10 protein-coding genes and 5 pseudogenes are annotated in these 12666 nt (G+C 33.3%); 8 read left to right on the top strand and 7 right to left on the bottom strand.

The features are described 5' to 3' along the window. Window positions 1–55: 55 nt before the first annotated feature. Together alr and AC0L5U_RS13485 are read right to left on the bottom strand one after the other, a co-directional pair. Window positions 56–1156 (bottom strand): annotated as a pseudogene (gene alr / locus AC0L5U_RS13490) (alanine racemase). 9 nt (window positions 1157–1165) lie between these two features. Beyond that, a pseudogene (locus AC0L5U_RS13485) lies at window positions 1166–1795 on the bottom strand (thymidine kinase); the annotation flags it as partial. 109 nt (window positions 1796–1904) lie between these two features. On the opposite strand from AC0L5U_RS13485, the gene AC0L5U_RS13480 reads away from it, so the two are divergent. The 5 genes and pseudogenes from AC0L5U_RS13480 to AC0L5U_RS13460 all read left to right on the top strand — a co-directional run bounded on the left by AC0L5U_RS13480 (window position 1905) and on the right by AC0L5U_RS13460 (window position 4318). Further along, window positions 1905–2411, top strand: a complete 507-nt coding sequence (locus tag AC0L5U_RS13480; protein ID WP_473416929.1) for a hypothetical protein — start codon at window positions 1905–1907, stop codon at window positions 2409–2411. Beyond that, window positions 2359–2655 (top strand): hypothetical protein, encoded by a 297-nt coding sequence (locus tag AC0L5U_RS13475; RefSeq protein WP_473416928.1) that lies wholly within the window; start codon window positions 2359–2361, stop codon window positions 2653–2655. Before AC0L5U_RS13480 ends, AC0L5U_RS13475 begins: the two co-directional genes overlap by 53 nt. Then, a complete protein-coding gene (gene rsmI / locus AC0L5U_RS13470) occupies window positions 2655–3329 on the top strand; it encodes a 16S rRNA (cytidine(1402)-2'-O)-methyltransferase (protein ID WP_473416927.1) in 675 nt (224 codons plus the stop codon). The genes AC0L5U_RS13475 and rsmI overlap by 1 nt, the downstream gene beginning before the upstream one ends. A gap of 6 nt (window positions 3330–3335) precedes the next feature. Continuing rightward, window positions 3336–3680 (top strand): HopJ type III effector protein, encoded by a 345-nt coding sequence (locus tag AC0L5U_RS13465; RefSeq protein ID WP_473416926.1) that lies wholly within the window; start codon window positions 3336–3338, stop codon window positions 3678–3680. Between the two features lie 65 nt (window positions 3681–3745). After that, window positions 3746–4318, top strand: a pseudogene (locus AC0L5U_RS13460) (uracil-DNA glycosylase family protein). Window positions 4319–4953: 635 nt separating this feature from the next. Here the strand turns inward: AC0L5U_RS13460 and AC0L5U_RS13455 are convergent. After that, the gene (locus AC0L5U_RS13455; protein ID WP_473416925.1) at window positions 4954–5544 is read right to left on the bottom strand and encodes a carboxymuconolactone decarboxylase family protein; all 591 of its coding nucleotides are present in this window, start codon (window positions 5542–5544) and stop codon (window positions 4954–4956) included. 58 nt (window positions 5545–5602) lie between these two features. On the opposite strand from AC0L5U_RS13455, the gene AC0L5U_RS13450 reads away from it, so the two are divergent. The 3 genes and pseudogenes from AC0L5U_RS13450 (at window position 5603) to AC0L5U_RS13440 (ending at window position 9029) form a co-directional block, all read left to right on the top strand. After that, window positions 5603–6031: an OsmC family protein gene (locus tag AC0L5U_RS13450; RefSeq protein WP_473416924.1), complete on the top strand. Its 429-nt coding sequence runs from the start codon at window positions 5603–5605 to the stop codon at window positions 6029–6031. A gap of 36 nt (window positions 6032–6067) precedes the next feature. Next, window positions 6068–7759, top strand: a complete 1692-nt coding sequence (gene recJ, locus AC0L5U_RS13445) for a single-stranded-DNA-specific exonuclease RecJ (protein ID WP_473416922.1) — start codon at window positions 6068–6070, stop codon at window positions 7757–7759. Between the two features lie 2 nt (window positions 7760–7761). Further along, window positions 7762–9029, top strand: a pseudogene (locus AC0L5U_RS13440) (MFS transporter). A gap of 146 nt (window positions 9030–9175) precedes the next feature. Here AC0L5U_RS13440 and AC0L5U_RS13435 read toward each other — a convergent pair. The 4 genes and pseudogenes from AC0L5U_RS13435 to AC0L5U_RS13420 all read right to left on the bottom strand — a co-directional run bounded on the left by AC0L5U_RS13435 (window position 9176) and on the right by AC0L5U_RS13420 (window position 12665). Beyond that, a pseudogene (locus AC0L5U_RS13435) lies at window positions 9176–9954 on the bottom strand (UDP-2,3-diacylglucosamine diphosphatase). 101 nt (window positions 9955–10055) lie between these two features. Then, window positions 10056–10505: a 6-pyruvoyl trahydropterin synthase family protein gene (locus AC0L5U_RS13430; RefSeq protein ID WP_473416921.1), complete on the bottom strand. Its 450-nt coding sequence runs from the start codon at window positions 10503–10505 to the stop codon at window positions 10056–10058. Between the two features lie 328 nt (window positions 10506–10833). Further along, window positions 10834–12168 (bottom strand): MATE family efflux transporter, encoded by a 1335-nt coding sequence (locus tag AC0L5U_RS13425; protein WP_473416920.1) that lies wholly within the window; start codon window positions 12166–12168, stop codon window positions 10834–10836. Continuing rightward, complete coding sequence (locus AC0L5U_RS13420; RefSeq protein WP_473416919.1) at window positions 12165–12665, bottom strand: GNAT family N-acetyltransferase; 501 nt, start codon at window positions 12663–12665, stop codon at window positions 12165–12167. Before AC0L5U_RS13420 ends, AC0L5U_RS13425 begins: the two co-directional genes overlap by 4 nt. Between the last annotated feature and the right edge of the window lies 1 nt (window position 12666).

Below are 12666 nucleotides of genomic sequence, written 5' to 3'. Positions count from 1 at the left end.
GAATTGCTAAAATAATGAAAAAAGTGAAATCATTAACAATTGTTAAATAACTGGATTAAATAAAAATACGTTTAACCCTCTGAGAAATAGAGGTAATTAACTCATAGGAGATGGTCTTAGCAGATTCAGCTAAACTTTCAGCAGTTATGTTTGCATCAAAAACAATAACTTCATCTCCTTCATTACAGTCAATATTGGTAATATTTACCATAATCATATCCATACACACATTACCAACAATTGGTGCTTTTTTACCATTTACAGTCACAAAACCTTTTCCATTGCCATAAATACGACCAATACCATCAGCATGACCAATAGGAAGTGTTGCAGTTTTAATGAATTTATCTGATTTATAAGCGCGGTTATAACCCACACTTTCTCCTTTCTCTATGGTATGTATTTGAGAAATTACTGTTTTTAAGCTAGCAATAGGTTTCAGGTTTTTACTTTCTTTTTTGAATTCCAAAGCCATATAGGCCAATTCCAGAACGTACCATATCAAAATGAGCTTCCGGATAATTTATAATACCTGAAGTATTACATATGTGCAACATAGGTTTATAACCCAATAGCTCTGTACAATTATCAGCTATGTTTTTAAAAGTGTTTATTTGGTTTAATGTGAATTCCTTTTCGTTTAAATCTTCACTTGCAGCTAAATGAGAAAATAATGATTTCACTTTTATAGCTTGAGATATTTTTACTTTTGAAATAACATCATCTACATCACTCTCTGTAAAACCCAAACGATTTAACCCTGTATTAAATTTAATATGCACAGGATAGTCTTTTTGTTTTTCAGCTGAGGCATAAGCAATAAACTCATTTAAAATTTTTGAATTGTAAAGATTAGGCTCTAAACAGTTTTCAAGAATTGCATGAAAGTTTGTTGCTAGTGTATGTAACACTAAAATTGGTTTGGTAATTCCAGATTTTCTGAGAGCGACACCCTCATTAGCGTAAGCTACAGCAAAATAATCTACGTCTAAGTTTTGAAGATATTTGGATATCTCTTTGGCATCACTACCATATGCAAAAGCTTTTACTACGACCAGAAAATATGTCCTTTTTCTAATTTTGATTTTAAATAACCAAAATTATGTTTTAGAGCTTTTAAATCTATTTCAAGCAGGGTTTCTTGCGCTTTAGGCATTTGAGTTTTTTGTTTTGAGGAAAGGTCTTCGGCATCTTTCACTTTCATCGTTTTTATTTTTTCTCGCATTGTTGCTTTGTAGTACGCAGCTCTGCTTAATGGTTCGTATTCATCAATTTCTCCTAAGAGCACAATATTATCACTATCGGCTTTTCTAAAACTATACTGCGCTAAATTCCCTGTTCTTGTACAAACCGCATGTACTTTTGTTACATATTCTGCTGTTGCCATTAAATTTGGCATAGGTCCAAAAGGGTTGCCTTTAAAATCCATATCTAAACCAGCAACAATTACGCGAACACCTTTGTTGGCTAAATCATTACAAACTCGTACAATTTCATCATCAAAAAACTGAGCTTCGTCAATACCAACTACATCACAGCCATCGGCCAAAATAGGAATATTAGCTGCTGCAGGAACAGGTGTTGACCTAATTTCATTGGCATCATGAGACACCACCATATCCTCATCATAACGTACATCAACCGTAGGTTTAAAAATCTCAACTTTTTGTCGAGCAAATTGAGCTCGCTTGAGTCTACGGATTAATTCTTCCGTTTTTCCAGAGAACATGGAACCACAGATGACTTCAATCCATCCAAATTGTTCTTTATGATTTACTGTATTTTCAAGAAACATTTCGTAATTTTAACACTAAATTGAGGCAATATATCGTTTCGTATAAAGGTGGCGTAAATTTATTAAAAATCAAAAGGCTAAAGTGCATTAATTTTAAAATTGTATTAAAATGAAGAAGAAATTGGAATCTGAGTTGGTTAGTATAGCTCACAGAATTCTTAAATTAAAAGGGCGCGAAGATCTACTTAAAATGCATGAAGAAGCTCGGGTGCTTTACGAAAAACTTTCTGTTTTGAAATTTGCACATGAAAATTTTGAAGATGATATTCCTACTATTGGTAACAATTCTTCCTTTTTTGGAATGTTAGATACTGCTTTCAACAATAAAATAAGTGATACTATTGAAGTTGAAGACAAAATATATATCAACTTAGACGATGTAGAAGAAGATGAAATATCTGAACCTGTGATGAATAAGATTAAGGATATGGTTGAGTTAATGCCAGAAGAAGATGAAAAACTACAAAATGTTGATGAGTTTATAGAATCTATAGTTCCAAAAGAAAACTATCATAAAAATGATTTGGAAGAGTTGACTTCAGATTTTAAAGAGATGCCAGTTTTTGAACCTATTTCCAAAGTATATCAGCAAAACGGACAAGAAAAAATCGCTTAATGATCGTGTAAAAAGTGGTGGACTAAACATTGGGCTTAATGATAAAATAGCATTTATTAAGCATTTATTTGAAGGGAATACCGCAGATTACGATCGCGTAATTTCACAATTAAACACCACACAATCTTTTGAAGACGCCACACGTTTTCTAGAAACTATTGTAAAACCAGATTATAATAATTGGGAAGGTAAAGAAGAATTTGAAGCACGTTTAATTCAAATAATAGAGGTTAAATTTTCTTGATGAGCAAACTTTTCATAGTTCCTACACCTATTGGAAATTTAAAGGACATTACATTTAGAGCTCTAGAAGTTCTAAAAGAAGTCGATTTAATATTAGCCGAAGACACCCGGACCTCGGGGAAACTCCTAAAACATTTCGAAATTTCAACCCACATGCAATCGCATCATATGCACAATGAGCATAAAACAGTTGAGGGCATCATTCAAAAAATAAAAAGTGGAACATCGGTAGCGTTAATAAGTGATGCTGGAACACCAGCCATTTCAGATCCTGGTTTTTTATTATCTCGTACTTGTATTGAAAATGGTATTGAAGTAGACTGTTTACCCGGAGCAACAGCATTTGTTCCAGCACTTGTAAATTCTGGTTTGCCTAACGATAAATTTGTTTTTGAAGGTTTTTTACCTGTAAAAAAAGGGCGTCAAACCCGACTATTACTTTTAGCAGAGGAAACCAGAACCATGATTTTTTACGAAAGCCCTCATAAGTTAGTAAAAACTCTAGGGCATTTTTGTGAATATTTTGGAGAAGACAGACTTGTTTCAGTATCTAGAGAATTAACAAAATTGTTTGAAGAAACCATCAGAGGAACAGCAAAAGAAGTGTTACAATATTATACCAATAAACCACCAAAAGGAGAAATTGTTATTGTGGTTGGAGGAAAAAGTAAATAACATAAAATGAATATAGAATCTTTCAAAACTAAACTAAGAAGTACAACAAAATCAATTGAGTTTTCCGAAACTATGGCTGTTATAGATGCAAACTATAATTTTACACCAACAGCTTTTAAAAATGGAGATTTAGAAAATGCTGAAAGTCAAAATTCAGGATCTTGTAAATTATTTGCTTTTGCAAAAGCACAAGGATTATCAAAAGAAGAAACCTTAGCATGTTTTGGACTATACTATTTCGATGATGTATTAAAAGACCCAAATGGAGATGGTCATCAAAATATCAGAAACTTCATGAAAACAGGTTTTGAGGGTTTAAGTTTTAAAGATATTGCATTAACTAAAAAGTAAATCATTTTTACGGATTATCCCCTTGAGGGGACTTTAGGGGTGTTTTTGAAACCTCAAAAAATGTAATGAAAAACCTCTTAAACGACATATCACAATGCACCATTTGTAAAGAACATTTGGCTTTAGGCCCAAGGCCTGTAGTATCTGCGCACCCAGATTCTAAAATTGTAATTATTGGTCAAGCACCAGGGACAAAAGTACATGCTTCTGGAATTCCTTGGAATGATGCAAGTGGCAAGCAATTACGAAAATGGTTGAATGTTACAGATGAAGATTTTTATGATGAAAAAAGTTCGCCATAATCCCCATAGGGTTTTGCTACCCTGGAAAAGGAAAAACAGGCGATTTACCACCACGGCCAGAATGTGCTCCTAAATGGCACAAGCCTCTTTTTTGATGAACTTAAAAATGTTGAATTGGTTATTTTAATTGGTATGTATGCCCAAAAATATTATTTGGGTAAAAAAGCGAAGAAAACGTTGACTGAAACTGTAGATAATTTTCAAGAGTATTTGCCTAAATATTTACCTCTACCACATCCATCTCCTAGAAATCGGTTTTGGCTCACTAAGAATCCTTGGTTTGAGGTTGAGGTGTTGCCTGAGTTGAGGGAGAGGGTAAAACATTTACTTCCATAGTTTAGGAAACTTAAATTTTGTTTTAGTGTTTTTTATAAAACTTTCAATTTTTTCAACTCCTTCTTTTGGATATAGAATCCTTAAGATTAAAATTTGCAAAATTTTCCCAGCACTTAATGATTTTAGTAATAGTGCTATTGCAATATAGCTTAGATATGTTTCCATAATTTGACACTTTTCAGCTAAAGTAAATCAGTCTTTTGAAATGGTTTAAGACATGAAATTTCACTTATACTTTTTGTTCATAATAAAAACTATCAATTAAACAAGTTTCAAATTAAATATTTAGGCGCTAGTTTCCGTAGTTTCCCATCATTTGTTTGAACCAAATATATAATAGGATTTTACTTTTTAAAAGGACAACCTCGATGCAGTTTAATCTGTTGATTATGAATGGTGTAGTTTCAAATTAAGTTTTTCAATCTTTCAAGACACCAATGTCTTAGTTAATTTTAGGGGACAAATCTATTCTTATTTTCTTAACACTAATGCTTGTAAGGTGTTTGAGAGGTCTTAGCTTAAAATAAAACGAAATTTCACTTTTCAAAATGTATTTATTAAAAACCTCTCCATTTCTGGAAAGGTTTCAAATAAATTATTCGTCTCTCGAAGTTTCAAGAGTAGCTATAAGAAATCTAAACATGCTTCCCTTTCTCCCAACCATGTTTTCCTAAATATTGTTCACCACTTTCAACAGCACCATCTTCAATAGAAGTCCCCATAGAATCATTCCATCTATTGAGATATCCAAACAAAGAAATCACTCCTAGCATTTCTACAATTTCTCCTTCGTTCCAATGTTCGTATAAACGCTTTTTAATTTCTTCATCAACACCATTAGGCACTTGAGAAGCTTGTAACGAAAAATCAAGAGCAGCACGTTCGGCTTCACTAAAAGCAGGGTGTGTTCTGTATTCCCAAATGTTATCTAACTGTTCTTGTTCGGCACCATAACGTTCAGCAGCACGAATGGCATGTGCTTGACAATAGCGGCACCCTGTTGAGTTACTGGATACCCATGCAATCATACGTTTTAAGGCTGAAGTTACTCTACCTTCATTTGCCATAACAGCTTTATTTAAATTAATAAAAGCTTTGCTAATAGCAGGACGACGTTGCATGGTTAATACTGAGTTAGGACAAAACCCTAGAGTTTCATTAAAGAATTCAGCGAGTTCTTTGGTTTCTAAATCATGATTGGCAGATAATGGCGTTACTAAAGGCATATTTTATTTTTAAGTAGTATTTTTGAAGTTACAAGTTAACAAAAAATAATTCAGAAAAATGGCAGTTAAGGTTACCACAACATGGTTAGGAGAAATGCGGTTTGAAAGTACAAACCCGTCAGGACATAATTTGTTTATAGATGCAGGAGAAGAAAATGGAGGAAAAAGTGAAGGATACCGCCCTAAAGCTTTGATGTTGTCAGGTTTAGCGGGCTGTTCTGGATTAGATGTAGCTGCTTTGATTAAAAAAATGAAGTTAGAAGTAGCTAATTTTAGTATAGAAATTGAAGCAAATTTAACAGAGGAACACCCAAAACATTATGATAAAGTTGCCATACATTTTCATTTTTATGGTAATGATTTAAATGAAAAAAAATTACAAAGAGCTGTAGACTTATCTGTTCAAAAATATTGTGGCGTTATGGAAATGTTCCGTCAGTTTGCCAAATTAAATATTGAAACTCATTTTCATAAAGAAGATGTTTAAAAATGAGTTTTAAACTTTGAAATACCCTCAAATCTAATGCGTTGGACACTTAAGCCAAAACCAGACCAAAGTAAAATAGAACATCTTCAAGACGTATTGCAAGTAGATGAAGCAATCGCAAGCTTGTTGGTGCAGCGTAATATTGAAACTTACGATGAAGCTAAGGCATTTTTTAGACCAAGCCTGAGTCATTTACACGATCCTTATCTTATGAAAGATATGGATAAGGCTGTGGCACGTATTGAAAAGGCAATTACCAATAAAGAAAATATTTTGGTATATGGCGATTATGATGTTGATGGTACGACTTCTGTGGCGTTAATGTCAACTTATTTAAAAACTAAGCATGAGTTAGTTTATACTTATATCCCTAATAGATATGATGAAGGTTATGGCGTATCTTATAAAGGGATAAACTTTGCTTTAGAAAATGAATTTTCTTTAATAATAGCATTAGACTGTGGTGTTAAGGCAGTTGAAAAAGTAGCATATGCAAAAAAATTAGGTATAGATTTTATAATTTGTGATCACCATAGACCAGGAGATGAAATCCCTGAAGCTGTTGCTGTTTTAGACCCTAAACAAGACGATTGTAATTATCCGTATAAAGAATTATGTGGCTGTGGAGTTGGTTTTAAATTAGTTCAGGCTCTAGCTCAAAAAGACGGTCAGACCGCAGAAGATTTAACTGATTATCTAGATTTGGTAGCAACTGCAATAGGCGCAGATATTGTACCCATTAATGGCGAAAATAGAGTTTTAGCTCATTTTGGTTTGAAGGTAATTAACACGTTTCCAAGACCAGGAATTAAAGCTATTTTAGATCAGGTTGAAAAAACAGAATTAACCATTACCGATGTTGTTTTTATTGTAGCACCTAGAATTAATGCTGCGGGACGAATGAAACATGGGAATTTTGCAGTTGAATTATTATCTGATGATGATCATGAATTGGCAAGACAGCACGCCTCTGATATTGATTCATACAATTTAGAACGTCGAGAAATTGATAAGGAAATAACGGTAGCGGCATTGGAACAAATTGAAGAGAATAACGAACAAGACCGACTTACAACAGTAGTTTACCACGAAGATTGGCATAAAGGCGTTATTGGTATTGTGGCGTCTAGATTAACAGAAACCTATTACCGCCCTACTTTAGTATTTACTAAAAGTGGCGAGAAATTGGCAGCATCAGCACGCTCAGTTAAAGATTTTGATGTATATAATGCTTTGGAAGCTTGTAGCGAATATATTGAACAATTTGGTGGGCATAAATATGCGGCTGGATTAACGCTTAAAGAAGAAAATTATGAAGCATTTAAAAAAGCTTTTGAAGATGAGGTTTCAAGAACTATAGATAGAAACCTTTTAATTCCTGAAATTAAAATTGATACACAAATTGATTTAAAAAATATAACACCAAAGTTCTATAGAATTTTAAAACAATTTGCACCTTACGGACCAAGTAATATGACACCTGTTTTTTTAACTGAAGATTTAACAGATACAGGTTACGGAAAATGTGTTGGAGCAGATAAAACGCATTTAAGATTAACGGCTTCTCAGCCAGATTCAAACCCTATTATAGGTATTGGTTTTGGTATGGGTGATAAGTTTGATTTTATTTCTGATAAAAAACCATTTAAAGCTGTTTATTCTCTAGATGAAAATGAATGGAGAGGGAATGTGTCACTTCAATTGAAATTAAGGGATATAAAAGCATAGATATGTTAAAAACCGACCCTTACGCGGCTTTACGAATTAGAGAATTTAATATTTTTTTACTACTGCGTTTGTTCTTAGTATTTGGTTGGTCCATGCAATTTATTGTTATTGAATGGCAGGTTTATAGTATTACTAAAGATCCACTTTCTTTGGGGATTATTGGTCTTATGGAAATAATTCCAGCCTTTACTATGGCACTTTTTGCAGGTCATATTGTAGATCAAAAGGAAAAACGAAATCTTTTTGCGCTTTGTATTGCAGCATTTTCATTAATTAGTTTGGGACTTTATTTATTAACTTATGATGCTGTGGTTGGCAATTGGTCAACAAATGCTATTCTATATTCTATTTATGCGCTAGTTTTTTTGGAGGATTTTTGCGTTCTTTTTTCGGGCCTATAATCTTTTCGTTGGTGGCATTAATAGTTCCTAAAAAAATATACCCTAATGCGGCTACGTGGAGTACCAGTACATGGAAAACCGCAGCAGTTTTAGGTGCTCTTTTTGGCGGTTTTGCTATTAGTTGGATTGGTGTTGCAAATACATTATGCGTCGTTTTTGTGTTGGTATTGATTTCTTTTTTTATGACATTTCTAATCAAAAAGAAACCAATTTTAAATAAAAAAATAGGTGAACCCGTAAAAGAAAGTTTAAAAGTAGGTGTACGTTTTGTGTTTCAAAACAAAGCTATTTTAGGCGCCTTAACACTTGATATGATTGCTGTTTTATTTGGGGGAACCGTTGCAATTTTAGCTATTTTTGCTCAAGATATTCTTGAGGTTGGTAGCGAAGGTTTTGGTATTTTAAATGCCTCAATTTCTTTAGGAAGTATTGTAACTATGTTTGCTACTACTTATATTCCTATTAGTAAGAATACGGGTAAAAAGTTGCTTACTGCAGTCTTTATTTTTGGAGTGAGTATTATTGGTTTTGGCTTGTCAAATATTTTTTGGTTAAGCGTTTTAATGTTGTTTATTAGTGGTGCTGCCGATGGCGTGTCTATGATTATTCGCCAGACTATTTTACAGTTAAAAACTCCCGATGATATGCGTGGACGGGTATCTTCGGTAAATTCTATGTTTGTAGGTTCTTCAAATGAATTGGGTGCTTTTGAAAGCGGATTAGCCGCCAAATTAGTTGGTCCCGTTGCTGCTGTTGTTTTTGGTGGTTCAATGACTTTGATTACCGTTTTTACTTTAGGAATTAAAAACCCAACACTAAGAGACTTGGATTTGAGAGCTGATATGGAAGCTCATGAAAATGAAGATTAAAATAATTTGGGCAATCCCCGAAGAAAAATTCGGGTCAGGCTTTCCGCAGTCGCTTTTTTGTGTTGCATAGGTGCAACAACACAAAAAGAGCTTCAACAATGCTTCAATCCTTATTGCAGGGCGTGTTTGCTAGCTTCGTTTTAAGCCTAATATTCTTTTAATTCTATAGTTTCTCCATCAAAAACACCATAAGTAAAATACTGAATCCAATCGCCAAGATTGATGTATTTTGAGTTTTGGTTGAGGTCTATATTTAGTGGTAGATGTCTATGACCAAATACGAAATAATCACGATGTTTATCTTCTAGTTTGCGTTTGCAATATTGCACTAGCCACTCGTTGTCTTCTCCAAGGAATTTAGCATCGTCATCACCAGAAATCAGTTTGTTTTTTACCGATAAATGTTGCGCCATTCGTACGCCTAAATCTGGATGTAACCACCGGAATAACCATTTGCAAAACGGATTGGTAAACACTTTTTTCATGCGTTTATAGCCTTTATCTCCAGGCCCTAATCCATCACCATGACCGATAAAAAATGTTTTATCATTAAACGTGAATTCTTTTGGTTTATGATATACGGGAATGTTGAGTTCTTCCTCAAAATAGCCGTTCATCCAAAGGTCGTGATTACCAACAAAATAGTAAATGGGGATTCCAGAGTCGCTAATTTCAGCTAGTTTACCAAGTGTTCGCGTAAAACCTTTTGGAACTACGGTTTTAAATTCCATCCAGAAATCAAATAAATCACCTAAAAGGAAAATCGCAGCTGCATCTTGCTTTATTTCGTCTAGCCATGCTATGAACTTTTTTCACGAGGAAATGAGGCTTCTTTAGTAGGAGCTCCTAAATGATTATCTGAGGCGAAATATATTTTTTTCCTTTTGGGATATTCATGAAGTAAATATAAATAAAATAGCCACAAATGCACTAATATTTGTACTTGAACGGTATTTGGTAGACTGTTTTGCGTTAGGTATTGAAGTGGAAAGCCGCCCCTTTTTTCGGAGAAATGCCCAAATTATTTTATTGATCGTTGGCAAACCACTCTGCAAAACTTGTTGCGGTTTCTTGTAACTTGAGTGAGTGTAGTTTGATGTTTTGCGGTAAGCGTGCTATTATTTTTTTGGAGAAATCTATCACCATCATTTCGCTAGTGGGTTGATAATCTACCAATAAAACATTATGACCTCGGTCTTTTAATTCTTTTGCGAGTTCTACATGCGGAGTGTTTTTGTTAAATACAGCGGCATGATCAAACACGTTTACAATTTCTTCTTTCACGATTTTTTTTAAATCGCCAAAGTCTATTACCATACCGTATTTTACATTTGTGGTATCGGTAATTGGTTTACCGATAACGGTAACATCCAAACGGTAGCTATGACCGTGAACGTTTTTGCATTTACCATCGTAACCGTAAAGGGCATGACCTGTTTCGAACGAAAATTGTTTGGTGATACGTATGTTGCTCATTTGTATAATGTTGGTTAGCAAAGATACTATCTTCTTCGTTTTTTATTCACAAAATAAACGATTATTAATACTAAAGCAAGGAGCAAAAAGAGTCCATTACCGCTTAAAAAATTTAAGATATCCATGGTTTAATTATTGTTGTTTCTTTTTTTGTTGTAGTAAAAAATCATATAAGCAATAATAACTAGAATGATGAAAGGGAGCATAGAGCCAATAAATATTCCTATTTCGTAACCGTTGTCTGGAGCATTTTCAATTTTTTCTTCAATGTTTAGGTTTTGTATAAAGCTGAGAATCATTTTAGTATTCTTGAAATGATGGCGTAAAGTTAATTGTTTTTAGCGAGTGGTATAAATTGTTTTCGGAAATTTATAAGTAAAGGAATTGCTCTCGCTACCATCCAAAATGTGAGTGCTATGAAAATACCGTTGAGTTTTAAGTTAAAGTAGTCTAAGCTATAAAGTATTGGAATAAATACTAGAAATGTGGCTAATAACAATACATTTCTAAGGGTACTCATTTTGCCTAAACCTTTAAAAATACCATCGTAGATAAATGCAATGGCGCAAATAGGTTGCATGATAAGTACAATCCAAAATACGGAGTAGAATGTTTCCAGAACTTGTGGGTCTTTAGTAAATAGCAACCCTAGGGGTTTATATAGTGCAAAACCAATAATTGCAAGAGTAACTCCTACTATAAGACCTATTTTTATAAGTTTTTTATTAAAATAAATCAAATCTCTGTAGTTTTTAGAACCATATAATTTGCCTGACATAATGTTTCCTGCGCTTGCATAACCATCTATTATAAATGCACCCAAAAACCATAAATTTATGGCAATGGTATATGCTGCGATATAGGTTTTACCATAGCCTGTGGCAAATCGTGTACAAAAATAAAGTGTGATGTTTAGTGCTAATGTTCTCACAAATAAATTGAAAATCATGATTAGAAACCTCCAAATTTCATCATTAAACTGAAAGCTTATTTTTAAAGGAATACTTGTTTTATTCAATAAATAATATGCCGAAAGTAGCGCCATTAATATTTGAGCAAATACGCTAGCATATGCTGCACCTTCAATATTCATAGGTTGTAAATATCCAGAAATACCATATACCAAAACGTAATCTAAAATAATATTAGAAACAGCTCCAATTATAGCAATTATCATGGGGTAGTAGGTGTTTTGTAAGCCTCTAAATGTGCCAAAAACTGCTATGGTGAATAGGGTGAATGGAAATCCGAATACTCTAATTTTATAATACAAAACACTATAATCTAGTATTAAATCTGAAGCATTATACAATTTGAAAATATGATTAGCTAGAGGATAGGTGCCAATTATTATGAACAACCCTAACGATGTAATAATAAAAATAGTTTGGGCTGGAAGATTTTTTATTGCTTCTAAATTACCTGCGCCTAAGTATTGGGATACAATTGCTGAAATTGCACTTCGGCATTGTCCTAAAATCCAAATAAGCATGGATAAAAAGGTTCCTACAATACCAATTGCAGCTAATGATTCTACAGGGTTTACATCAATATTGCCAACAATAGCGGTATCTGTAATGGACAGAATAGGTTCTGCAACTCCAGAAATTAATGCTGGAATTGCAAGTGTATTTATGTTTTTTAAGCTGATATTGTTTTTCAAAATACTAATTCATAACAATGAAATGGATATTCACTTTGATTTGGAAAATAAATATCTCCAAGCTTTTTGTAACCTCTTAGTTCATAAAATTTTTGATTTCTTTTATTTTGAGAAAAGGTATCTAAACGAACGGAATTGAACTGATTGTATTTTGCAAAATTTTCAGCAAATTGCATCAAACTTTGGGCATATCCGTGCCCTTGAAAATCTGGATGAATTGCTAATCGATGTATGTAAATATTATTTTCATTGGAAGTTAACCAGGATATTGGAGCATATTCTTCATCCATAAATGTTGAAACTGTAACGCAGCCAATAATTGTATTTTCAATTTCTAAAACATACCATTCATTAAGCTTTAAATCATTTTCAAAGGCTATTTTATTTGGGTATTCCTCATTCCATTGAAAAATATTTTGAGAAATCATGTAAGCAGTACAGGCTTTTGTAACTTTCATGATTTTCGCTATATCTTTTGGTGTTCCTTTCCGAATCATT

This window comes from Jejuia sp. G7-7, assembly GCF_055808955.1.
The sequence above is the reverse complement of the archived record's forward strand: the minus strand, read 5'-3'. Positions and strand labels throughout refer to the sequence as shown.